Origin of the sequence: Vibrio sp. GLN_1 (assembly GCF_043106015.1) — a bacterium.
Taxonomy (GTDB): Bacteria; Pseudomonadota; Gammaproteobacteria; order Enterobacterales; family Vibrionaceae; genus Vibrio; species Vibrio parahaemolyticus.
In genome coordinates this window covers 612,280-636,643 of the sequence record NZ_JBICMD010000014.1, presented here as the reverse complement: position 1 = coordinate 636,643, position 24,364 = coordinate 612,280, and the positions used below count along the sequence as shown (strand labels likewise).

Annotated in this window: 19 protein-coding genes, 1 tRNA gene and 1 other RNA gene; 15 read left to right on the top strand and 6 right to left on the bottom strand. The window is 44.7% G+C overall.

Features of this window, described 5'->3' with window-relative positions:
- Positions 1 to 17 precede the first annotated feature (17 nt).
- Positions 18 to 102, bottom strand: a tRNA-Tyr gene (locus ACF8OV_RS07750).
- 282 nt (positions 103 to 384) lie between these two features.
- On the opposite strand from ACF8OV_RS07750, the gene vmeE reads away from it, so the two are divergent.
- From vmeE to ACF8OV_RS07735, 3 genes are all read left to right on the top strand, one after another.
- Complete coding sequence (gene vmeE / locus ACF8OV_RS07745; protein ID WP_274055785.1) at positions 385 to 1,479, top strand: multidrug efflux RND transporter periplasmic adaptor subunit VmeE; 1,095 nt, start codon at positions 385 to 387, stop codon at positions 1,477 to 1,479.
- On the top strand, positions 1,479 to 4,592 hold the full coding sequence (gene vmeF / locus ACF8OV_RS07740) for a multidrug efflux RND transporter permease subunit VmeF (protein WP_005481813.1): 3,114 nt from the start codon (positions 1,479 to 1,481) through the stop codon (positions 4,590 to 4,592). The genes vmeE and vmeF overlap by 1 nt, the downstream gene beginning before the upstream one ends.
- Positions 4,593 to 4,813: 221 nt before the next feature.
- Entirely contained in the window at positions 4,814 to 5,011 is a 198-nt protein-coding gene (locus tag ACF8OV_RS07735; RefSeq protein WP_005461161.1) for a type II secretion system protein, read from the top strand.
- A 90-nt stretch (positions 5,012 to 5,101) separates the two neighbouring features.
- Here the strand turns inward: ACF8OV_RS07735 and ACF8OV_RS07730 are convergent, their stop codons facing one another.
- A complete protein-coding gene (locus tag ACF8OV_RS07730; RefSeq protein ID WP_005495951.1) occupies positions 5,102 to 5,677 on the bottom strand; it encodes a porin family protein in 576 nt (191 codons plus the stop codon).
- Positions 5,678 to 5,892: 215 nt separating this feature from the next.
- Here ACF8OV_RS07730 and ACF8OV_RS07725 point away from each other — a divergent pair, with 215 nt between their 5' ends.
- On the top strand, positions 5,893 to 6,210 hold the full coding sequence (locus ACF8OV_RS07725) for a DUF1244 domain-containing protein (protein ID WP_021449582.1): 318 nt from the start codon (positions 5,893 to 5,895) through the stop codon (positions 6,208 to 6,210).
- A gap of 63 nt (positions 6,211 to 6,273) precedes the next feature.
- On the opposite strand, the gene ACF8OV_RS07720 is transcribed toward ACF8OV_RS07725, so the two are convergent.
- The gene (locus tag ACF8OV_RS07720) at positions 6,274 to 7,368 is read right to left on the bottom strand and encodes a PLP-dependent cysteine synthase family protein (RefSeq protein ID WP_140113320.1); all 1,095 of its coding nucleotides are present in this window, start codon (positions 7,366 to 7,368) and stop codon (positions 6,274 to 6,276) included.
- 139 nt (positions 7,369 to 7,507) lie between these two features.
- Between ACF8OV_RS07720 and ACF8OV_RS07715 the strand changes: the two genes are divergently transcribed.
- Both ACF8OV_RS07715 and ACF8OV_RS07710 read left to right on the top strand, forming a co-directional pair.
- A complete protein-coding gene (locus tag ACF8OV_RS07715; RefSeq protein WP_005481879.1) occupies positions 7,508 to 7,972 on the top strand; it encodes an Lrp/AsnC family transcriptional regulator in 465 nt (154 codons plus the stop codon).
- Between the two features lie 456 nt (positions 7,973 to 8,428).
- Positions 8,429 to 11,473 carry a cadherin repeat domain-containing protein gene (locus tag ACF8OV_RS07710; RefSeq protein ID WP_203502929.1) on the top strand — a complete coding sequence of 1,015 codons (3,045 nt, stop codon included), beginning with the start codon at positions 8,429 to 8,431 and terminating at the stop codon, positions 11,471 to 11,473.
- Positions 11,474 to 11,537: 64 nt separating this feature from the next.
- Here ACF8OV_RS07710 and tesB read toward each other — a convergent pair whose 3' ends face one another.
- Complete coding sequence (tesB, locus tag ACF8OV_RS07705; protein WP_005461165.1) at positions 11,538 to 12,398, bottom strand: acyl-CoA thioesterase II; 861 nt, start codon at positions 12,396 to 12,398, stop codon at positions 11,538 to 11,540.
- A gap of 311 nt (positions 12,399 to 12,709) precedes the next feature.
- Here tesB and ACF8OV_RS07700 point away from each other — a divergent pair, with 311 nt between their 5' ends.
- Complete coding sequence (locus ACF8OV_RS07700) at positions 12,710 to 13,144, top strand: YbaY family lipoprotein (protein WP_005461146.1); 435 nt, start codon at positions 12,710 to 12,712, stop codon at positions 13,142 to 13,144.
- A 29-nt stretch (positions 13,145 to 13,173) separates the two neighbouring features.
- On the opposite strand, the gene ACF8OV_RS07695 is transcribed toward ACF8OV_RS07700, so the two are convergent.
- A complete protein-coding gene (locus ACF8OV_RS07695) occupies positions 13,174 to 13,476 on the bottom strand; it encodes a DNA base-flipping protein (protein WP_005481834.1) in 303 nt (100 codons plus the stop codon).
- 268 nt (positions 13,477 to 13,744) lie between these two features.
- Between ACF8OV_RS07695 and ACF8OV_RS07690 the strand changes: the two genes are divergently transcribed.
- The 4 genes from ACF8OV_RS07690 to ACF8OV_RS07675 all read left to right on the top strand — a co-directional run bounded on the left by ACF8OV_RS07690 (position 13,745) and on the right by ACF8OV_RS07675 (position 17,755).
- Entirely contained in the window at positions 13,745 to 14,488 is a 744-nt protein-coding gene (locus tag ACF8OV_RS07690) for a hypothetical protein (RefSeq protein WP_029826720.1), read from the top strand.
- A gap of 160 nt (positions 14,489 to 14,648) precedes the next feature.
- The gene (locus ACF8OV_RS07685) at positions 14,649 to 16,652 is read left to right on the top strand and encodes a GGDEF domain-containing protein (protein WP_203502926.1); all 2,004 of its coding nucleotides are present in this window, start codon (positions 14,649 to 14,651) and stop codon (positions 16,650 to 16,652) included.
- A gap of 139 nt (positions 16,653 to 16,791) precedes the next feature.
- Positions 16,792 to 16,888: signal recognition particle sRNA small type (ffs, locus tag ACF8OV_RS07680), an RNA gene on the top strand.
- Between the two features lie 132 nt (positions 16,889 to 17,020).
- Positions 17,021 to 17,755, top strand: coding sequence for an RNA methyltransferase (locus ACF8OV_RS07675; protein ID WP_005495942.1), 735 nt, complete (start codon positions 17,021 to 17,023; stop codon positions 17,753 to 17,755).
- Positions 17,756 to 17,846: 91 nt separating this feature from the next.
- Here ACF8OV_RS07675 and fdxA read toward each other — a convergent pair whose 3' ends face one another.
- The gene (fdxA, locus tag ACF8OV_RS07670; RefSeq protein WP_005495940.1) at positions 17,847 to 18,170 is read right to left on the bottom strand and encodes a ferredoxin FdxA; all 324 of its coding nucleotides are present in this window, start codon (positions 18,168 to 18,170) and stop codon (positions 17,847 to 17,849) included.
- A gap of 205 nt (positions 18,171 to 18,375) precedes the next feature.
- Here fdxA and ACF8OV_RS07665 point away from each other — a divergent pair, with 205 nt between their 5' ends.
- From ACF8OV_RS07665 to udp, 4 genes are all read left to right on the top strand, one after another.
- A complete protein-coding gene (locus tag ACF8OV_RS07665; protein WP_203502923.1) occupies positions 18,376 to 19,995 on the top strand; it encodes an NAD(P)/FAD-dependent oxidoreductase in 1,620 nt (539 codons plus the stop codon).
- Positions 19,996 to 20,338: 343 nt separating this feature from the next.
- The gene (locus tag ACF8OV_RS07660) at positions 20,339 to 20,758 is read left to right on the top strand and encodes a CBS domain-containing protein (RefSeq protein WP_005461138.1); all 420 of its coding nucleotides are present in this window, start codon (positions 20,339 to 20,341) and stop codon (positions 20,756 to 20,758) included.
- Positions 20,759 to 20,942: 184 nt separating this feature from the next.
- Positions 20,943 to 23,249, top strand: coding sequence for a zinc/cadmium/mercury/lead-transporting ATPase (locus ACF8OV_RS07655; RefSeq protein ID WP_203502920.1), 2,307 nt, complete (start codon positions 20,943 to 20,945; stop codon positions 23,247 to 23,249).
- Between the two features lie 310 nt (positions 23,250 to 23,559).
- Positions 23,560 to 24,318, top strand: coding sequence for a uridine phosphorylase (udp, locus tag ACF8OV_RS07650; protein WP_005461152.1), 759 nt, complete (start codon positions 23,560 to 23,562; stop codon positions 24,316 to 24,318).
- Positions 24,319 to 24,364: the final 46 nt, after the last annotated feature.

Here is a 24,364-nt window from a genome sequence, read left to right as displayed (position 1 = left end):
AATCACAAGAAAGAATATGGTGGAGGGGGACGGATTCGAACCATCGAAGGCGGAGCCGGCAGATTTACAGTCTGCTCCCTTTGGCCACTCGGGAACCCCTCCAGGGTGTTTTATACTTGAAAAATGTTTTCCCAACGCATCTCTCAAGTGCGGAGCGCATCATAGCAAACTCGCTCCGGCTGTAAAGCGTTTTTCTAGCGTTTTTACGTTGAATGCTGCCTTTTTGGGCAAAGATGGTAGAAAGTCAGCGTTTTGTATGTCCTTTATACAGAACGAAAATACACTTTTTACTGGAATTTACACTACTTGACGTTAAAAGACGTATCTATTGATAAACTGTAAGCAGTTTAATGACATAAGTTTATTCGTTTAGTAGTCAAGATCATGAGCATGAAAGCCACTTTATCCTTATCTGTTTTAACGCTTTCTATATTGATGGCTTCCCCTAGCGCTTTTGCAGCAAAGCGAGGTCCGTCTGCGGTCACGGTTGTGACTGAGCAAGTAGAAACGCACGAAATTAATCAATCTTTATCCCTTATCGGCAAATTGAAGGCGGCAGAGTCTGTGGTTGTCGCTTCAGAAGTTGCAGGTAAGGTCAAACAAATTGCGGTAAAAGCAAATCAGAACGTGCAACAAAACCAACTGTTAATTCAATTGGATGATGATAAAGCGCAAGCAGCGCTGGTTGAGGCAAAAGCTTACTTAAAAGATGAAGAACGTAAGTTAAAAGAATTTCAGCGTTTAGTTAAACGAAACGCAATTACTCAAACCGAAATTGATGCACAAAAAGCAAGCGTGGAGATTGCTCAGGCTCGACTTGATGCTGCGAAAGCGAATCTCGCCGATCTGCATATCACCGCGCCCTTTTCTGGAACGGTTGGATTTATCGATTTCAGCCGCGGGAAAATGGTTAGCGCAGGAACTGAGCTTCTGACATTAGACGATCTGTCGGTCATGGAGTTGGATTTACAAATTCCAGAACGTTATTTGTCGATGTTGTCAGTTGGAATGGAAGTTGCCGCGAAGACCAGTGCTTGGGGTGAACAACGTTTTTCTGGGAAAGTGACTGGTATTGATACCAGAATCAGTGCAGAGACATTGAATTTGCGCGTGCGCATTGAGTTTGATAACCCAGAAAACCAATTGAAACCGGGCATGTTGATGAACGCTTCACTGGCATTTCCTGCTATTAAAGCGCCGATCATTCCTGTTCAAGCACTTGAATACTCAGGCACTAAACGCTTTGTATATGTAATTGATGAAAACAACAAAGCGACTCGCCAAGAAGTGTTGCTGGGTGCGCGTGTCGACAACGAAGTAGTGATTGAATCTGGCGTTGGGATTGGTGACAAGATCGTTGTTCAAGGTATTGTTAACATGCGTGATGGCGTTGAAGTGAAAGAAATTGTCGCGCCACTCAAAGCGAACACCACGGATGTGACACGCAATGACAGTGAATCGGTTGAGGAAGAAAACTAATGTTACTTTCCGACGTTTCAGTTAAACGCCCTGTCGCGGCGTTAGTTCTGAGTATGCTGTTGTGTGTGTTTGGCTTTGTGTCATTCACCAAATTAGCTGTTCGTGAAATGCCTGATATTGAGAGCCCAGTCGTTTCTATCAGCACGCGTTATGAAGGCGCGTCGGCGACCATTATTGAAAGCCAAATCACCTCCGTATTGGAAGATCAGCTTTCTGGGATCAGTGGCATTGATGAAATCAGTTCCACCACTCGTAACAGCATGTCACGCATCACGATCACCTTTGAGTTAGGTTACGATCTGAATACTGGGGTGAGTGATGTGCGTGACGCCGTTGCTCGTGCTCAGCGCTCGTTACCTGATGAAGCAGATGACCCAATTGTTTACAAGAACAATGGTTCGGGTGAAGCGTCCCTTTACATCAATCTAAGTTCTTCTGAAATGGACCGCACACAGCTGACGGATTATGCCGAGCGTGTTCTGATGGATCGTTTCAGTTTGATCACGGGTGTGAGTTCTATCGATCTCTCTGGCGGTTTGTACAAAGTCATGTACGTGAAACTCAAACCAGAGCTTATGGCTGGTCGTGCGGTCACGGCATCGGATATTACATCAGCTTTACGAAGTGAGAACCTAGAAAGCCCGGGTGGTGAAGTTCGCAACGACTCGACGGTGATGTCGGTACGTACGGCTCGTACTTATAACACGCCTGAGGACTTCCAATATCTTGTCATTAAACGTGCAAGCGACAACACGCCTATCTACTTAAAAGATGTGGCGGATGTCTTTATTGGTGCAGAAAATGAAAACTCGACCTTCAAAAGTGACGGTGTTGTAAACATCAGTCTTGGTGTGGTACCGCAATCAGACGCAAACCCGCTAGAAGTGGCGAAGCTGGTTCGTTCTGAAGTCGATAACATTCAGAAGTTCTTACCAGAAGGAACACGTCTAGCGATTGATTACGACGCGACAGTATTTATCGAGCGTTCAATCGAAGAGGTGTACAGCACGCTGTTTATTACAGGTGGCTTGGTGATCTTGGTGTTGTATATTTTCATCGGACAAGCCCGTGCGACTCTAATCCCAGCGGTTACGGTGCCCGTTTCTCTGATCTCTTCGTTCATTGCCGCGTACTACTTTGGCTTTTCTATCAACTTGATCACTTTGATGGCGTTGATCCTGTCTATTGGTTTAGTAGTGGATGACGCGATTGTGGTTGTTGAAAACATCTTCCACCATATTGAACGTGGTGAATCGCCTCTGCTTGCCGCGTACAAAGGCACTCGAGAGGTTGGTTTTGCGGTTATCGCGACAACGTTGGTGCTGGTGATGGTGTTTCTGCCAATTTCCTTTATGGATGGCATGGTAGGGCTGCTATTTACAGAGTTTTCTGTATTGCTGGCTATGTCGGTAATTTTCTCCTCTTTGATTGCACTGACACTTACACCTGTGTTGGGCAGCCAGATCCTAAAGGCAAATGTAAAACCAAATCGATTCAACGAAGTGGTCGATCGTCTGTTTAGCAAGCTGGAGAATGGCTACCGCTCATTATTGAAAGGAGCATTGAAAGCTCGTTTGGCTGCGCCTTTGGTGATTCTGGCTTGTATGGGCGGCAGTTATTTCCTAATGAATCAAGTACCAGCTCAATTGACGCCACAAGAAGATCGCGGTGTGATTTTTGCGTTTGTGCGCGGTGCAGATGCTACGTCGTACAACCGAATGTCAGCCAATATGGATATTGTCGAAGACCGATTGATGCCATTGCTAGGGCAAGGCTATCTGAAGTCATTCAGCATCCAAACGCCAGCGTTTGGTGGTCAGGCAGGTGACCAAACTGGCTTTGTGATCATGATTCTAGAAGATTGGAATGAACGTGATGTAACGGCTCAGGAAGCGCTCAACAAAGTACGTGGTGCATTGGCGGGTATCCCTGATGTTCGAGTGTTCCCATTTATGCCTGGTTTCCAAGGTGGTTCGAGTGAGCCAGTTCAGTTCGTATTAGGCGGTTCTGATTATGATGAGCTTCTCGTCTGGGCTGAACTGTTGAAGAACAAAGCCGAAGAATCACCCATGATGGAAGGCGCTGAGATAGACTACTCCGAGAAAACGCCAGAGCTGTTAGTTACGGTCGACAAACAACGCGCGGCTGAACTCGGTGTGAGCGTAAAAGACATTTCTGACACATTAGAAATCATGCTCGGTGGTAAAAGCGAAACGACTTATGTTGAGCGTGGCGAAGAATATGATGTTTACCTTCGCGGTGATGAAAATAGCTTCAATAATGCTGCCGATTTGAGTCAGATTTATCTGCGTACCAACAGCGGCGAGCTAGTGACATTAGACACGGTCACAAAAATAGAAGAAGTGGCAGCATCTATCCGTTTGTCTCACTACAACAAACAGAAGTCCATCACCATTACTGCAAATCTTTCCGAAGGTTATACATTGGGTGAAGCGCTGAATTACCTCGATCAGCAAGCTATCGACAACTTGCCGGGTGACATTTCTGTGAGTTATTCGGGTGAGTCGAAAGACTTTAAAGAGAACCAAGCGAGTGTCGCAGTTGTGTTTGCACTGGCATTGCTGGTGGCGTATCTCGTGTTGGCGGCTCAGTTTGAAAGCTTCGTGAACCCGCTAGTAGTGATGTTCACTGTACCAATGGGTGTGTTTGGTGGTTTCCTTGGTTTGGTCGTGATGGGGCAAGGGATGAACATTTACAGCCAGATTGGCATGATCATGTTGATCGGTATGGTAACGAAAAACGGCATTTTGATCGTAGAATTTGCCAACCAGCTACGTGACCGTGGTGTTGAGTTTGAAAAAGCGATCATTGATGCCGCCGCGCGACGTCTACGCCCAATTTTGATGACTGCGTTTACCACACTTGCAGGTGCAATCCCGTTGATCGTATCAACAGGTGCTGGTTATGAGAGCCGTATTGCTGTGGGTACGGTTATCTTTTTCGGGATGGGATTTGCTACATTGGTGACCTTGTTTGTTATCCCTGCGATGTACCGACTGATTTCTGCGAAAACACAAGCTCCAGGTCATGTAGAAGCAGAACTGAACAAAGCGCTCAGCCACGATTCAAAAGGCCGCACAGTGCATCCTTAACGACAGCATGTAACGCTTTGATTAAAAACGCCGAACCATTTTTTGTTTGGCGTTTTTTATATTTCTAGTGATTATTTGTAGATCTAACCATTAATTGTGGTTATTATTTCGCCACTTCTTCGAGGGGCACAGGACTCGCTCATCGTTTATGACTGAATGTCGAGTCTTGCTAGGTATAAAGCCAGGAAGGTGGCTATACCTATGATTATTGAGGTGTTCCCTTGAAAAAAGTTCGTGGTAGTTACATGGTAGAAATGGTTCTGGTTGCGGGTATTATGGCGTTGTTAGTCACCACTGCACTTCCAACGTTTACGAATGCGCTAAAAGGTCATCAAGATGGTATTTTAGCGTCACTTGATACTGTTCAACCTAGCAGTCATGTAAACAAAGAGACCGCAGAAAAATTTTCCGCTCAATAAGCAAAGCTACTTTTTAGATTGATAAAAGAAGCCGAGGCATTTGCCTCGGCTTCTTTACATTTAACTTCAAATTCTGAGTTCAACGTCGCGCTAGAAGCGTTTTCCTAAGCTGATTTGTAGACCTTCATAGCTGTCGTAAAAGTCTTCAAAACCCATATCTGCGACATTGTAGATGTACTCTGCGCGTAACCAGATATCTTTACTCATATCCCAATGAACTCCAGCTCCCACGTTAAACAGAGCGCCAGAGTCGTCAGTCACTTTCTGGGCATTTGGAACATACATTTCTGCTTGAGTCCCCAAAGCGGTCACGCGGCCAAACAAAGAGAGTGGTGTGTCGCCTAGGTTGTCACTGGTTAATACCGCTGACATGCCCGCTTGGTAATAGTGCAAATCCAAATCTGTTTTTAGCGTGTCGTTCTTAAGCTCGTTTTGGGAGTAACGAAGTACACCTTCAAACGCAAGGTATTGATTAACATGATAGCCCCAGCCAACAGTGATATGCGGTGTGGACCACTCATTGTCTCTGTCTGATCCAAAATATGGCGTATCGAAACCAACGTTACCAGTACCTAGATAAAAATAAGATTGATGAGTTTGTTCTTGAGCAGCAAAAGTCGGCACACTGATGGTCAAGGCAGACAATAATAGGATGGCGTTTTTCATAACTTGACGATAACCTTTGTAAAAGACCGTTGTAATGATTTGTGTTAATATTAATTTAATCAATAAGATAGATGGCGCTTATCATATCAGTTTTTGTTCAAAGGTAGTGATTTTCGAATGGGAATTGTTGCGCTAAAGCATACTTCCTACTTATGAAAGTGGACTAACTGGATATGGTGACGAAAGCCAATCAAATAAGAGAGAAGGAAAGTAAAGTGGCTGAATTCAAATATAAAAATCTGACTCAAGAAGAACAAGACAAGTTAGACGCAGCGACATTTCGTCGTTTATTGGCGCATTTAGATGCAAACAAAGATGTGCAAAACATCGACCTGATGATCCTTGCGGGCTTCTGTCGTAACTGCTTTAGCAAATGGTACAAAGCAGAGGCTGAAAATCTCGGTTTGGATTTAGATATTGATGACGCTCGCGAACGTGTTTACGGCATGACTTATGATGAGTGGAAACAAAACCATCAACCAGCAGCAACGCCAGAACAATTGGCCGCGTTTGAAGCGCGTCAGAAAAAGTAATCCCAATCAATAAAAAACAGCCCGCACATAAGCGGGCTGTTTTTTTACATTCGAATTTACATCTTAAGCGGTAATTGGACCGCAACATGCCGGCTCAACACAGCCTTTCGCTTGAATGACTTCAAGTTGCGCGAGGTAAGGTTGAATATCACCGATGTTCTCTTTTACCCATGTTGAGTCGTAATACGTATCTAAGTAACGCTCACCAGAGTCACATAGAAGTGTCACGATAGAGCCTGTTTCACCGCGTTGTTTCATTTCGCAGGCCAGTTGAAGTACACCGTAGAGGTTCGTCCCCGTAGATGCACCGACTTTACGTCCAATCAGCTGAGAAACCCAATGCGCGGTCGCGATACTTGCCGCATCAGGAATTTTTCGCATCTCATCAACCACACCGGCGATAAAGCTTGGCTCAACACGTGGTCGGCCGATGCCTTCAATTTTGCTGCCAGTATTGCCTTTTAACTCATTGTTGCCGGATTGGAAGGCATCGTAAAACACTGAGTTTTCAGGGTCTACTACACACAGTTTGGTGTCGTATTTTTGGTAACGAATAAAGCGGCCAATGGTTGCTGATGTGCCACCAGTTCCTGGACTCATCACTACCCAACTCGGAATTGGGTGATCTTCTAACTGCATTTGGCTGAAGATCGAGTTCGCGATGTTGTTGTTGCCGCGCCAGTCAGTTGCACGTTCAGCATAAGTAAACTGATCCATGTAGTGGCCATTTAACTCTTGAGCCAAACGTCGAGACTCGTCATAAATCTGATCTGAGCGTTCAACGAGGTGTGCTTTGCCACCGTAAAACTCAATTTGTTCAATCTTTTTACGCGCGGTGGTTTTTGGCATAACGGCAATGAAAGGTAAGCCAAGTAAGCGAGCAAAATACGCTTCTGAAACGGCAGTGCTGCCTGAGGATGCTTCAATTACTGTGGTTTCAGGACCAATCCACCCATTACAAATCGCATAAAGAAACAACGAACGTGCCAACCGGTGTTTGAGAGAGCCTGTTGGATGAGTGCTCTCATCTTTTAGGTAGATATCGATACCATCAAGAGAAGGCAGTTCGAGTTTAAATAAATGAGTATCAGCAGAGCGTTGAAAATCCGCTTCAATTTTACGCACTGCATTGTTGATCCAGTCGTGGTCAGTACACATAGCGTCTCTCCTTGGAAATCGATAGATAAGCATTAGATAGGGATAATTTACCTATAAGGTGAGAGAAAAACTTTGCTATAGTTGCTCTTGATAAGTATTAGGGTGGAAAAATTTTCTACATTTTATGGTTTTTATAGAAATGAAATTAGATCGGGTCGATAAACAACTGCTTGCTTTGCTACAAACCGACAGCACCTTGTCATTAAATGACTTAGCAGAGCGAGTCAATCTGACAACAACGCCATGTTGGAAGCGTTTAAAAAGGTTGGAAGAGGAAGGCTACATTGAAAAGCGCGTCGCGTTACTGAGCGCAGAAAAACTCGACTTGTCTTTTATCGCTTTTGTTCAGCTAAAAACCATCGATCACTCCGAAGATTGGTATCACCATTTTGTCACAACAGTGAGTGATTTCCCTGAGGTGATGGAGTTTTATCGTATGGCCGGCGAGTATGACTACATGATGAAAGTGCTGGTGAAAGATATGAAGTGCTTTGACGAATTTTATAAGCGCTTAGTGAATAGTGTAAAAGGGCTATCTAACGTGACTTCAACATTTGCAATGGAGTCGATTAAATATACCACTGAGTTGCCAATTCGAAGTTAATCTAAGTTTACAGTTACTGGAATAATAGTTGTTACTGACGAGACATTAAAATGGAATGTAAGAGTGACATTATTCCAGTTTTAAAATACAAATCTCTTTTATTAAATATAAACGAGATTCGTTCTTGCTTTTATTTGTGTATTAGATAATTATGTTTTTCTAATCTGTTAATGTCCATACAGCATAGCCCGCCAAAAATTAACGCAATTTTTCTTCATTATTTTTCCTGTTTTATTTTGTTGAATATTCACTCTTTCTAAATTAATTAATTACATTAATTTAAACGTTTGCTTCGCGTTTTTTCGGGTAATTTTCTCGCCATTTATCAGAATTTATTTTTACCCTTAATATAGTAGTAAATACTTAAGTAATAAAGTCATCAACAATAGGGATAGCGATTAATAAAACATCGTATTATTATCTCGCCCCTTGAGATATAACAAATTATTACTAAAAATGAACAGAAATTATTATTTGATTTTTCTTGCTGCTTTACTTGCTGGTTGCGGTGGAGGAGGTGACTCCAAGCCGAGCAATACAAGCTCTCCAACTTCTATCACGAAGCAGAGTCGTCCACAGCTGATTGTTGAAGATGCCTCGTTGCAGTTTGAGGGTGTGGGAACCATCACTCAGACACTACTGAGCAACGTTCGCGGCTCAGTATCTTACCAAGTCATTGATTCAAATCCGCCGAATGTGGTGAGGGTGAATGATTCGGGTGTATTTCAAATCCTGCGTCCAGGCACCGCGATAATTCGTGCAACAGATACCAGTTCTGTGTATGAATCTTCTGAAACGACGTTTTCGGTCACGGTTGAACGAGGTTTTAACAATGATCTTTCTGCCAGTGATTTAAGCCTAGTAGCACTCGATCCTGACGGGAAAGCTCTGACCGTGCGCGGGCAGAAAGGTAAACTGAGTTATCAAGTCGAAAGCGGGCAGAGCCTCATTCAAGTTGATGATAACGGCGTTGTTTATTCACTTGGTTCTGCGGGTCAGGCTTCTGTACTGATTTCCGATTCAGGTAACGACTTATATCTACCTAAGCAAGTTCGTGCAACCGTGACATTGTATGCGATAGGTGCTGAGCAACTTAAATTTGCCTTAATCGAAGATGAGTATCGAGACGGTTTAACCTTAGCGCCTTCACGTTTGGATAAAGTTGAAACGCAAAATATCACTTACAAAATTTTGCGCAGCGAACCAGACAACGAGGTTGCCGAGTTACTAAACCCAGAAACGGGTTTGCTTTTGATCCACAACGTTGGTCAGATAACCGTCGAGGCGACAGCAACATACAGCGATGCTTTCTTAAACAAGCAGCAAGTCGCTCAGTTTGTGGTCGATGTGAAACAGGGTCAACGTCAAGCCATCAGTGTTGCGAATATTGCTAAGACGTATGAAGACGGTGGACGCATTTTCCCTCAAGTTGCACACGCTCGCGGCGACTATGGATATCGCATCATCAATGGTGAAGATGTTGTCGCTAAAACTACGGATGGTGAAGCGTTGTTGATCAAAGGTGTTGGTAGCGCAGAAGTTGAAGCCTACGAATACGACTTGCGTAATTATCCAGCAAGTAAAACCCGCTTCAACATTGAAATCGAACGCGCATCTCATCCGGTAATGAAAGACGTGGAAATGTCTCTCACTTATCAGCCTAAACTGGCTATTCCAATGACGTTTGCTGGTCAGAAAGGCAAAGTCAGTCTGATTGGTGGGTTGCCGGAAGGTCTTCGAATGAAGGATGGCAACTTAGAAGTGGATACCGCGGGCGAATATCGTCTTAAGTTTGAAGATGATGGCGGTGACTTTTACCAACCAATTCAATTCAACGTTGTGATCAAAGTTGCGAAAGCGCAAGGCCAAGCGATGACGACGCAAGATTATGAAATGGTATACAGTAAAGACTACGATTTTAACTTGCAGCGTGATTTTGGTTTAACGGCCAGCAATGATCATTTGGAAGTCGTTGACAATACTTCTCCAAGTGTTGCAGATGTTATTGGTGACGGTCTTATTCGTGTCTACAAAGCGGGTCAAACGACGTTAACGGTTCGCAGGAAAGAGAGTACAAATTACACGGCCGGTCCAGATCAAAAAGTTCGCTTCAACATTCTGAGTGCGCCAAGCCGAATTGCTATCCAGTCAGGCGTAGTAGAAGGTACGTGGAACATCAACCAGCCTTATGTCCAAAAACCATCGATTCTCGGTACGGTTGGCGAAGTAAGCTACCGATTTGCGACGGATTCTGCAACCGATGTGGTTTCCTTAGATCGCAAAACGGGTGATATGCGCATTCTGAATGCGGGCAGCACCAGAGTTATTGTGTCGGACGCAGGTAACGATAAGTTTACTCCAGGTGAAAGTAGCTTTGCTGTAACGATTAAACAAGGTAGCAACCCGGTTTCTATTACTTATCCAACTCTGAACTTTTCTGCTGGTGCGGTTATCACACCTGTGATGAGTGGGGGAGAAGCCAAAGCAAGCTACCGTCTGATTAACCAAGCTGAGCCGGTGGTTGAGTTGTTATCTTCAGATTCTGGTCGTTTGAAAGTGCTGCATGCTGGCGACTACCAAGTGGAAGTGACGTTAACTGCACGTAACTATACAACTAAAACAGTATTGGTTAACGGCACCATTAATAAAGCGGATCATCCAGGTCTTACGACGAAGCTTCAAACTGTGGAATTTACGCCATTTAAGACGATTAGTTTGGACTTTGGTAAAACGGTAGGCACTCGCACTTACTCATTTGCTGATACCGTGAGCGAAGAGCTTGCCACGTTAGACAATGCGAAAGCTGAGTTGACGCTAACTAATTACTCTCAATATCATTCTATTGCGTTGGATATTTCTGAGAGTGAATCGCGAGATCACAAAGCGTTACCAAGAACAAGAGTCACGGTTAATGTCGATTTGGCGGAATCGGGTGTTGCAGATAAATACACACAACTTGATAGCGAACAAACCGTCATCGTAAGTACCCTCAGTGCCCCGCAGTTTTCCAATTTAGAAGAAAGTGAGTTTGGCATCATGGGGTCGCGTTCGGTGCGTGAACCGACGGATGATGAGCTGCAAAAATTTGGCAAAGGTAAGGTCGCGCTGTTCTTGTTAAAACCAGTGGGTAGCGATGACCGAACCCAACAAAAGGCAGTCTGGGTACATGTTGCTCGATTTGATGGCTGTACAGCGGATCTGTTTTCTAATGATCTAAAACCATTTGATGCGATTGATTATGACGCTGCAGGTTATTGTTCGAACGGTAGTACGATTCGCATGACTCGCTTTTTAGTGATTGACGACTCTAAACTAGAAAACATTGAGTATGAGTTGGCAGCGCCTATCGTGTACTACCGTCGCGGTCAACGTGAGTTCTTAGCGAGTGATGACGGCGGTTTTTATGCCAAGCCAAATGTGGTGTACGGAAAAAGCAAGTATGGCTATCCGAAATCACTTTATGAGTGGTCAGTGGTAACCATGAAGTATCAACCGAATTAATCATCGTTTGATACCCACTAAAAAGGAGTGTTGAGCACTCCTTTTTGCGTCTTATACGCACGGGTTACTTCGTGTAGCGCATGACTCCTTCTTGTACGGCAGTCGCTACCAAATGACCTTGCTGGTTATAAATTTCGCCACGCACTAAGCCTCGAGTATTACTCGCCGTTGGGCTTTCTATTGCGTACAAAAGCCATTCATCCATCTTGAAGGGACGATGGAACCAGATTGAATGGTCAATCGTCGCAACTTGGAAATTCGGCGTCATTAACGACACTTCATGTGGATGCATCGCCGTGACCAAAAATCCCCAATCTGACGCGTAAGCCAGCAAGTATTGATGAATCAGTTGGTTATCTGGCATCTCACCGTTAGCACGAATCCAAAGGTACTGTTTTGGCTCCGCTTTTTTGGGTTTTAGAGGATTGATCACCGTGACAGGGCGAGTCTCAATAGGTTTTTCTCCGCAGAATGTTTTACGCAAGCGCTCTGGCAGAAACTCCGCAATATGACTTGCGAGTTCACTCTCTGAGGCGAAGTTTTCAGGCCCCGGAATATCTGGCATGGCTTTCTGGTGATCGAACCCCGGTTGATCGCCGTGATAAGAAGCCGTTAGATAAAAAATAGGTCGTCCATTTTGCACTGCTTTAACGCGTCTGGTGCTAAAGCTACGTCCATCTCTTAAATTTTCCACATCGTAAATGATCGGCTTTTCAGGGTCTCCAGGGTAGAGAAAATAGCTATGGAAGGAGTGCACAGTGCGTGTTTCTTCTACTGTGTAACGAGCCGCTGAGAGGGCTTGTCCAATCACTTGGCCGCCGTAGACTTGAGGTAAACCTAGGTTTTCACTTTGTCCACGAAACAAGCCTTCTTCTAATTTTTCGAGTTGTAGTAGGCTGAGCAATTCTCGTAATGGTTTACTCATTGTGTCTCCTCACCGATGTGTTTTTTCTTCACGTTACCTCAAGATCTGATGATCTGTGAAGTGACTTTGTTTAGAACTGTTGAGTGACTTAATAGTAGTCTCATCCTTAAACCTACGAATAAGGCAAAAGGAATGGTAACAACGTTTCTGCTTTGCAGGAAAAGTCCGGCTAGTCCTAATTATGAAACGAAATCAATTGTTTGAAAAATTCTAACTTAGTCAAACTATTGTCAAATAAACGAAAGGAAACAAGACAGTTTTATATTCCAACCCTATACTTATCCCGATTTAATACTCTTCTTGAGGAATATATGAAAAAAACACTACTACTTGTTACTTCTTTACTTTTTGGCGCTGCGTTAGTGGGTTGCCAAACTTCTCAAACAACAGAAATGGAATCTGCTGAGGCGTCAATGAAGACAATTACAGGTACAGTGGCTTACCGTGAACGTATTGCTCTACCACCAAATGCTGTGGTTACGGTAACACTAGAAGATGTGTCTTTGGCTGATGCGCCATCTAAGCTTCTAGCAAAACAAACGTTCGAAACAGAAGGTAAGCAAGTTCCTCTTTCGTTTGAGCTGAGTTACGACAGCAACGAAATTAAACCGAATCACACTTACAGCGTGCGCGCGCGTATTGAAGTGGATGGTAAATTGCGTTTCATCAGTGATACGCATAACGGTGTGATCACAGACGAAGCACAAACTCACCAGTTGGATATTCGTCTAGTTGGTACGCGTTAATACCAAACATAGCGAACAAAAATGGCAGCCTAAGGCTGCCATTTGTATTTTCTGAGGGCGATTTTCCCTATCTCAGAAACTTCGACCCCTTCAGCTTCTAATTTCTGCTTTTGCCTGTCTAAGTCTCTGCCTTTCAGCGATATCTTTCCTTGGCTATTGATGACTCGAAACCAAGGCAATTTGCTACCTTCTGGCAAATTCCCAAGAGCTTTTCCTACGTGTCTGGCGTATCCCGGATAGCCTGCCATTTTGGCAATTTCGCCGTAGGTCGATACTTTTCCTTTTGGAATTTGGTGAATTACAGCAAAGATTTGCACTAAAAATTGGTCCATACTGAAACTGTCCGTTGTGGCTTGCTAAGGAATGGTAATACACACGACTTGTATTTCGCTAACAGTTCTTGTGCATGGTTAACATTTGTTGCTAGTGAGTTAGATGCCTTTTTAAAGACCTTTTAACTAAAGACAAATTGGTGCACCAAGCGCACGAAATACAAATTAACGATAAGCTAAGCTTGAATCTAGACCCACTCAACGACTTTAGATACCCAGTTTTATTTGCCGTTGAGTTACCAAGTTGGTGGGGAAGCCAGGAGGCGCTATGATTTTTTCAACACTTCAATTTTTCATCACAACTTTTCTTGCCGTTGTGTGTGCCCGAGCGATGAGTTTGAGTGAGGGCGAAATCCCAGTACTCGCGCTCATGATCCCGGCATTATGGCTGTTGCCTCAAGGTGGCCTTGCTGGCTTAGTGTTGCTCGGCGCTATGATGGTGTTTGGTGCGACGCTTTCGATGCAGCCCATTGCGTTGTCTGTTGGCGTGCTGATTCTATTCCCGTTACTTATGGTGGTGTTCTCACATCGCAGCTCTCTTGGCGTTCTCCTTACCACCGGTTTGATTGTGATTACCTTACAAGTAGGGCTGATGGTCACGCAACAAGGCGGTAAGCTTGATGGTTCAGCTTGGGTGACCGTGGTTCAAACGTTGTCTGTTGTGGTCATGTGGTGGGCTGCAACGCATTGGAAACGCACAGAAAAACACAGCTGGTGGCCTTTGCTTTTACTATTGCCTCTCTGGATTGCCGATCTTCATTACGCGGTGCTGGTGGCGTTGAGCATTACTGGGATGTTGGCTTCGATGGAAACACTCGCCAAATTAAAAGACTCGATTCGCTGGAGTAAGTTGCTTTGTTGGACACTACCAACCGTCGGTTTTGCAGCGTTGGTGGTGAGCCCTAATACGGATGTACCAAATCCTGTATTTGTGGTCTGGATCTGTTTGTTGGGAACTGCTTGGATGACGGACTACATCTTGCGTAGTAGTGACGAGCAGGCGGAGTTATAAAATAGTTGTAGGCGTTCAGAGGAAAAAGTGACCCGTGCGGCAGAGTGTTGAATTGATTGTGAAACAATAAGTGAATTAGTATATGTTCATCATTTCATAATTATTCTACTTTCCATAATAATAACCACACTGTAAGTGGTTAATTTTAGATAAGTTTGTCATGATCACACTTGCTCGAACGCTGCTGCTTTTCGCTTGCCTGTTGCCAAGCCTTCATGTAAAGGCCGAACCTTCATTACAGCCTCACTATAAAATCGCGACGGAAGCGGATGATGTTGTCACTCGCGTTTTATTTGATGCGGTATCCACTGAATTTGGTGTGAGTGTTGAGTACATCAACTACGCGAGTTTTGATGCCATTTTAGATGCAGTCGCGAATGAAGACGCGGACTTTGCTGCCAACATTACCTATACCGATACTCGCGCCGAGCGTTTCAGCTATTCCCGACCAACAAACATTGAATACACATACCTATATGGGCTGAGCGACTCGACATTAGATGATATTTCGCGTGTTGGTGTGCCTCAAAACACCATCTACTCAGAACTGATCAAACAGTATCATCCAGAGTTAAAACAAGTTCCTTATAAAGGCCATAACGAAGCCGTACGTTTGCTACAAGCTGGTTTAGTGGATGGCGTGGTTGATGCGATTAACCAACTCAAACCAATGTTGTTGGAAGGGTTTGATGCCAAAATGCTCAACGATCAGATCTCCATCAAACCTGTTTCTATCATTAGTAAAAAAGGTCACCACTTAGAAGAGTTGGATACCTTTGCCTCGTTTATTCATGGTGAAGCGGTACAAAAGCAACTTCGTGAGCAAATCGCGTTGTATCAATTTGAGTTGAGGCGTTCAGCCCTGCGAGATGCGATCAAGTTACTGCCTGTCGATTTAAATGAGCCAATTCGAATCAAAATGGAATCCATCTTTCCTTATGTGGTGTACAACCCTGATGGCACCGTACAAGGGATGACAGCCGATATCGTTCTACAAAGCTGTGAAATTCTGGATTTAAACTGTGTGATCATCAGTGAGCCTAACGAAAGTTGGGAGTCGATGTATCGCCAGTTTATGAAAGGTGAATTTGATATTTTGGCACCATTAACGGTGAGCAGAGAACGGCATGAATTCAGCTATTTTCCAAGACCGCACTATTCACCAGCTTCAGTGATGGTCAAGCGATTGGGTTACAAGCCAAACACCTATTCCCATGTGTCACAATTGATATCTGAAAGAATCGGTGTAGTCAAAGACGATTTCTTCGATCAAATGATGACTCAGCTTTTACCGTTGAAAGAGCTTGAGCGTTTTAACACGCAGCACGATCTTATTGAAGCATTGCTTAAAGGGGAGGTGGATTACATCCCGATGGATACGGCAATGCTCAACCATTTCCTTCGTTTGAGCGAGCTTGTGCCCATCGAGCAAGATACCGCGATAGGGGAGTTTTACAGTTCGCAGTTGTCTATCGGTCTCGTCGCGAATGAACGCGGTGCAATGTTAGCGCCATATTTTAGCCGCGCGATTGCGATGTTGGGCGTTGACAAAATTGTGGCTCAATACGATTTGCGTCCAGATTGGCGCACGGCGTTAGAGTATGAGGTGCGATTGGCAACACAAACCCAAGCGGTATTTCTATTCGTACTTGTATTGGCAATTTGTGTTTCTCTCTATCTGTATCGTCAATCCAACACCGATAATTTAACTGGGTTGAGGAATCGTCGCTCTTTGCAAGTTAAGTATCGCCAAGGGGTGAATAAGGATTTGGCGATTCTTTATTTAGATATTAATCACTTCAAACAAATCAACGATACCTACGGTCATTTAGCGGGTGATGAAGTGCTGCAATTACTTTCGCTGAAGATACATCGAGTGTGGTCTGGGCGAAGCTATCGTATTGGTGGTGACGAATTTATTTTGCTCGGATACCCAACACAAATAGAGCTTTCGCGAGCCGTTCAAGAACTGAGTCGATTGGATGTTACCGATAAATTGTGCGCAGAGCTGAAAACCGTCACGATTTCAGTTGGTGTTTCTGAGAAACGAAAGCAGCACATGAGCTTGGAACAAGCGCTGCATTTGGCGGATGAAGACATGTACGTCAGCAAACATTCTTCTCGTCATTATTCTGGTTCTAGCAACTATCTTGTTCAGTCTTAAATGGATGAATTGATCGAGTTTTGTCCAAACGAATGAAGAATAGTGGATTTAGCGGTTTTTGCCCTTGCATTATGAAGGCCGATACTGAATAATCCCCAACATCATTTGAGGCAAGCCCTCAAATAAAAGAATTATGGGGCTCTGGTCCTCTCGCAACAATAGCTCGTGAACTCGGTCAGGTCCGGAAGGAAGCAGCCGCAGCGTGTGACTTGTGTGCCGGGATGTGGCTGGGGTCCCACCCTTTAAAAGCCCCGCTTATATAGCGGGGCTTTTTCGTTTTTAACATCTCTTTTTGCCTTGAGCACTTTACTTTATAATCACGCTTGTTTTAATTCGCCAAGTATTCACTTTCCACCTGAGATATTGTCATGATTTCAAAAAACCAACTAAAACTGCTTCGTGCTTTGGGCCAAAAGAAACAGCGTAAAGCGCATGGTTTGTTTCTTGTTCAAGGTGAAAAGAACGTATTAGAGTTGGCGAGCAGCTCATTGGTTGTGAAGCAAATTTTTGCTACGGCAGACTTTTTGGAAAGTCACCGCCAAGAGCTGAGTGGTTTTGAGTGCGTTGAAGCGTCGCTTGATGATCTAACCAAAGCAAGTACGCTTGTGAGCAACAACGCCGCCATTGCTGTGGTAGAGATTCCAAACGTAAAAGAACCACAGGCAAAGGGCTTGATGATTGCTCTGGATGGTGTTTCAGACCCTGGTAACCTAGGTACGATTATCCGTGTAGCTGACTGGTATGGCATTAAGCACATTATTGCGAGCACTGACTGTGCAGACCCGTATAACCCAAAAACCATCAGCGCGACAATGGGCAGTTTTGGGCGTGTGCAAGTGAGTTTGGTTGATTTGCCAAGTTACTTAGCTGAAGCAAACTTGCCAGTGTATGGTGCTTTCCTTGAAGGTGAGAGCGTGCATAAAACTGATTTTTCAGCAGAAGGTATTTTGTTGATGGGCAGCGAGTCACATGGTGTGCGAGAAGAAGCGTCCAAGTTCGTGACAGATAAGATCACGATTCCTGCTTTCGGTGGCGCAGAATCTTTAAACGTAGCAATGGCGACGGGCATCATTTTGGACAACATGCGTCGTCAGCACAGCTAATCGTATCAACGAATTTTAGATACAAAAAAAGCGTAACGGCCTAGGCGATTTCAAGCTGAGGTTCATTACGCTTTTTTCGTTTTGAATGCGGTTATTTTTCTAACATATCCAACTTGTTTGGCACGCCATTCCATTTTTCCGCTTCATCCATCGCTGGTTTCACTTCAGTTTGTACCGGCCAGATTTCTGCGAGTTCGGCGTTGAGCTCTTTGTAGATGATTTGATCTTCAGGCAGCTCGTCTTCTTGGAAGATTGCCGCTGCGGCACACTCGTCAACACACAAGCCACAGTCGATACATTCTATTGGGTTGATTACCATGAAGTTTGGACCTTCGTGGAAGGCGTCAGCCGGGCACACCGCGACACAGTCGGTGTATTTACATTGGATACAGTTATCGGTTACGACAAACGCCATGATAATCAGCTCTTAAGTTAGTCAAAATCAAAGAAGGGGGATAATACTCATCCCAAGGCAAAATTCAACATTCACCAAGTTAAATCCGTCGTCCAACCTTGATTTAGTATGACAGACAATTCAATTTCTCGTAAAATGCGCGCCATTGTGAGCTGGGGGCCGTTAGGTTTTTTGGCTAAGACACCTACTATAACGAGACATCGATATGATTCGTATTAATGAAATTAAGCTTCCTCTTGATCATGAGGAAGGCGCGCTATTAGACGCGATCACTAAAAAACTTGGCATTCCTGCTGAGAAAGTTATCTCTTTTAACGTCTTTAGACGCGGCTACGATGCTCGTAAGAAAACCAATATTCATCTTATTTACACGCTAGACATCATCGTTGAAGGCGATGAAACCGCGTTGCTAGCGAAGTTCGCAAACGATCCTCACGTTCGCCAAACACCAGACATGGAATACAAGTTTGTTGCGAAAGCACCTGAGAACCTAACAGAGCGCCCAATCGTCATCGGTTTTGGTCCATGTGGTCTGTTTGCTGGTTTGGTGTTGGCTCAAATGGGTTTCAACCCAATCATTGTTGAACGTGGTAAAGAAGTACGTGAACGTACTAAAGATACTTTCGGTTTCTGGCGTAAACGCACGCTAAACCCAGAATCAAACGTACAGTTTGGTGAGGGCGGTGCGGGTACGTTCTCTGACGGTAAGCTGTACAGCCAAGTGAAAGATCCAAACTTCTACGGTCGCAAAGTGATCACTGAATTTGTTGAGGCTGGCGCACCAGAAGAAATTCTATACGTAAGTAAACCGCACATCGGTACTTTTAAGCTGGTAACGATGATCGAGAAAATGCGTGCGACCATCATTGAGTTAGGTGGTGAAATTCGCTTTAGTACTCGTGTTGATGATCTTCATATGGAAGACGGTCAAATCACTGGCGTGACATTGTCAAACGGTGAAGAGATCAAATCTCGTCACGTGGTATTGGCTGTTGGTCACAGTGCGCGTGATACATTTGAAATGTTGCACGAGCGCGGTGTGTACATGGAGGCGAAACCATTCTCGGTTGGCTTCCGTATCGAGCACAAGCAATCGATGATCGACGAAGCGCGTTTTGGTCCAAATGCGGGTCACCCAATTCTTGGTGCTGCGGATTATAAACTGGTTCACCATTGTAAAAATGGTCGTACCGTGTACAGCTTCTGTATGTGTCCAGGCGGCACTGTTGTTGCGGCGACATCTGAAGAAGGTCGCGTAGTGACGAACGGCATGAGCCAATACTCTCGTGCAGAGCGTAACGCAAACAGTGCGATTGTTGTGGGTATCTCTCCTGAGGTGGATTACCCGGGTGATCCTCTAGCAGGTATCCGTTTCCAACGTGAACTTGAATCTAACGCTTACAAACTAGGCGGCGAAAACTACGATGCGCCAGCACAGAAAACCGGTGACTTCCTGAAAGGTCGCGATCCAAGTCAACTTGGTGATGTTGAGCCATCATTCACGCCGGGCATTAAGCTCACAGACTTATCGAAAGCGCTGCCTCCATTTGCGGTAGAAGCGATTCGTGAAGCCATTCCAGCTTTCGATCGTAAGATCAAAGGTTTTGCATCTGAAGATGGCCTACTGACTGGCGTTGAGACTCGTACCTCTTCACCAGTTTGCATTAAGCGCGGTAAAGATTTCCAAAGTGTAAACTTAAAAGGCTTCTACCCTGCGGGTGAAGGTGCAGGTTACGCTGGTGGTATTCTTTCTGCTGGTATCGATGGTATTAAAGTCGCAGAGGCGGTTGCGCGTGACATCGTTGCAGCAATGGAAAATGCATAATTAAATCACTTTTTGATTTGATGAAAGCCAGTCAGTTTTGCTGACTGGCTTTTTTGTATGTGCTGCATAGCTAATTAGGATTAGTGAGCATTTTCTGTGCGACATTTGAGACGTTTCCTCGTCATGTCTCTGGCTTTTGTTGGTGTTTACTTCTGCAGATAAATTTTTCTTACTGGGATAAATATGCAACAAGATTTAGCTTGAGAGCAGTAGATAAATGAATTTTGATAGAGATCAATAGACTGCGCCTATGAACAAAATTGCTAATTTCCATTTAGTAAAATCAAGAAAGTAGACGACACTTATCTTAAGGCCGCAATAAAATGCCGCTAAGGAGATAAGAATGCATTCATTAAAAGTAAAAGATTACATGACGTTGCAAGCGGTGACTTTCACTAAAGACATGTCACTCACAGCCGCTTTGAACAAAGTGATGCAGAGCGTGACGCTTGGTGGTCCAGTCATTGATGAAAACGAAAAAGTAGTGGGGTTCTTATCTGAACAAGATTTGTTAGATAAGTTGGTGAAAGCCAGCTACCACTGCCAAGATACACATACTGTGCAAGAGTGTATGCATGAAGATGTGTTGTCCGTCTCGCCAGAAATGTCGGTCATTGAATTGGCGGATATGATGAAAGTCGGTAAGCCAAAAATGTACCCAGTAGTTGACGACCGAGGAAAACTTGTTGGCATCATCACTCGCCGTGATGTTCTGCGCGCTATTGGGATGACGTTGAACGAATGCTTTAAACATCCAGTTTGATGACGACATCGACGTGACTACTTCGAAAGGCGCTGCGGCGTCTTTCTTTTTTTCGGAAAAAGGCTGAGGTTGAGCGAAGTGGTTATTTTTCTCTTTTAACAAAATTCGCCTTGACCTTGGAGCTAGCTCCAAGGTTTATCCTTAGTGGTAGATGAACAGTCTCAGCCAATAAGGAAAACAAACTATGTGTACAAAACATCAAGGTTGCCAGTCAGGCAAAATCAAAACTGCGGTGCCACTCAGTGCCCATGACTCTTGCTGCGCGCCAACTAAACCGACGCTAAATATTGCTCAAGCGGGTGTTGATACTGTTGAAAGCTCTTGCTGTAGTGGAGGCAGTTGCAGTTCGGACACCGCCGATGAAGAAGGCCCCGCGGAACAGCGAGAATCCTCAATTCGTAGCAGTTGGCTCGTGTCCGATATGGATTGCCCATCTTGTGCGCAAAAGCTTGAAAAAGCCATCATGTCATTGCAAGGCGTTACGAATGCCAAAGTCCTTTTTGCTACAGAAAAGTTAGTTGTCGATTTTGATGATCATTCTCTAAGTTCGATCATCGAACAAACAGCGCGCCAAACTGGTTTCCCGCTTTCTGCGCTGGATAAACCAAAGCAAAAGAAAGAGAGCAAAGGCTGGTTCGGTTTTATTCAAGACAATCTACAGATTTTATCGATCGCAGGTGCAATGGCATTTGCGGGCCTAGTCGCAAGCATCAACCCTCAGCTTAGTAGCTGGATTTTTACTTTAACCTGTTTGCTGGGTTTGTATCCTATTGCCCGTAAGGCTGTCAAACTGGCTCGTGGTGGCACACCATTTGCCATTGAAACACTGATGAGTGTTGCAGCATTAGGTGCGTTGTACTTAGGTGAAACCGCAGAAGCCGCGATGGTGTTATTGCTCTTCCTTATTGGTGAAAAGCTAGAAGCATACGCATCGTCGCGAGCTCGAAGTGGCGTTCAGGCCTTAATGGATTTGGTACCAGAAAACACCACGCTGATCATTGATGGTGTACGCAAAGAAGTACCAGCGTCTCAGCTTCAACCTGGGGACGTCATTGAAGTGGCACCTGGCGGTCGTTTGCCAGCTGATGGTGTATTGATGACGACGTTAGCCAGCTTTGATGAAAGTGCATTGACCGGTGAATCAGTTCCTGTTGAGCATGAAGAAGGCGGGAAAATCATGGCGGGGGCTGTGGTAGTCGATAAAGTAGTGCAGGTGCAAGTGACCTCCCGCCAAGGTGAAAATGCCATTGACCGCATCCTTCATTTGATTGAAGAAGCTGAATCGCGCAAAGCGCCGTTAGAACGATTCCTCGATAAATTCAGTCGCTGGTACACGCCACTTATGATGCTGGTGTCTCTTGCTGTCATCGTTACGCCACCATTACTGTTCGCTCAACCTTGGGAAACATGGGTGTACCGTGGTTTGGCATTGCTCTTAATCGCTTGTCCTTGTGCCTTGGTTATTTCAACGCCTGCTGCTATTACGTCGGGTCTGGCTGCAGCGGCACGCCGTGGTGCATTGATCAAAGGTGGGGCAGCGCTTGAGTTGCTTGGCAAAGTGGAGTCGGTCGCGTTTGATAAAACAGGCACGTTGACACAAGGTAAACCGCAAGTAACGGACGTGGTGACTTACGATGTAACAGAAGAAACACTACTGAGTTTAACGGCTTCTATTGAGGTGGGCTCAAGCCATCCTTTAGCGGTTTCATTAGTGAAGCGGGCCGAAGAACAAGGCATTTCGATTCCTGAGGCAAGTGATAAAACTGCTCAAGTCGGCTCTGGTGTAACAGGTTTGGTGAACGGTAAATTAGTGCAAGTTATTGCGCCATCAAAAGCGGACTTCCCTGTTTCTTCGAAAGTTGAACAACGTGTTATTGAACTGGAAGAACAAGGCAAAACCGTGGTGATCGTTCGTCACGATTACGAAGTTATTGGCGTGATCGCGTGGCAAGATACTCTTCGTCAAGATGCTCAACAGGCAATCGCCACGTTGAAAATGTTGGGCGTGAGTTCTGTGATGTTGACGGGGGACAACCCACGCAGTGCAGAAGCGATAGCCCATCAAATTGGTTTGGATTACAAAGCGAGCTTGTTGCCTGCCGATAAAGTGCGTTATGTGGAACAACTTTCTACTGAGCACACGGTTGCGATGGTTGGTGATGGTATTAACGACGCACCTGCGATGAAAGCGTCTAGCATTGGTATCGCGATGGGCGGAGGTACTGACGTCGCATTAGAAACTGCTGATGCGGCACTAACGCACAACCGCTTGGTTGAATTGCCAGCAATGATTGAATTATCACGTGCGACGCTAAACAACATTCGTCAAAACGTGGCGTTGGCGCTTGGCTTAAAAGGCGTGTTCTTAGTCACCAGTTTATTGGGTATCACTGGGCTTTGGGTTGCGGTATTGGCGGACAGCGGGGCGACTGCGTTAGTGACACTCAATGCGCTACGACTTCTGCGGTTTGAATCTAAACAAGTGCAATAACGCTATTCTCAAAGTTGCTCTATATTTAACCCGAGGCGTTTCTCGTCTCGGGTTTTTATGTTTCTGTGAGCACTATAAGTTTTGTGAATGCAATCTGAGCCGTCGGACTTGTTGTTATGCAACGAAATGATAAGTTTGTCCGAATAATGTGATCAAAACCGTTTTAATTTGAAATTGTAGATTTATTACATTTTATCAATGTGATTGTGATCACTCTATGTTGGTGCAAGGTTCGCTACAGTGCTCCTGTACCCAACAACTTACTAATGAGCTTATTGTTTACAAAATAAGCCACAATAAGGAGCGACATATGTCTCAAGCTGTATTCCATTTAGGTGTTACTGAAGCTGATCTTAATGGTGCAACTCTAGCCATCATTCCAGGTGATCCAGCGCGTGTTCAAAAAATCGCAGAACAAATGGAAAACCCTGTATTCCTAGCAAGTCACCGCGAATACACGCTTTACCGCGCAGAACTAGACGGTAAGCCAGTTGTGGTTTGTTCAACAGGTATCGGTGGTCCATCTACCTCTATCGCTGTAGAAGAGCTAGCACAGCTTGGTGTTCGCACATTCCTACGCGTAGGTACGACTGGTGCAATTCAACCACACGTAAACGTAGGCGATATGATCGTGACAACGGGTTCTGTTCGTCTAGATGGTGCAAGCCTACACTTCGCTCCAATGGAATTCCCAGCAGTTGCAGACTTTGATGTTGCAACCGCGATGAAAGCAGCAGTTGAAGAATCTGGTGCAACAGTTCATATGGGTGTGACTGCTTCAAGTGACACTTTCTACCCAGGTCAAGAGCGTTACGACACATTCACTGGTCGTGTTGTGAAGCGTTTCCAAGGCTCTATGAAAGAGTGGCAAGACATGGGCGTGCTGAACTTCGAAATGGAATCAGCAACGCTACTTACCATGTGTGCAAGCTCTGGCCTGAAAGCAGGTTGTGTGGCGGGTGTAATCATCAACCGTACACAAAAAGAGATTCCAGATCATTCAACACTGAAAGAAACGGAAGCTCGCTCAATTAAAGTTGTAGTAGAAGCAGCACGTAAAATGCTTTAAGCGCTCACTTTAGTTGGCATTTAAACAAACAGAAAAACCCAGAGGC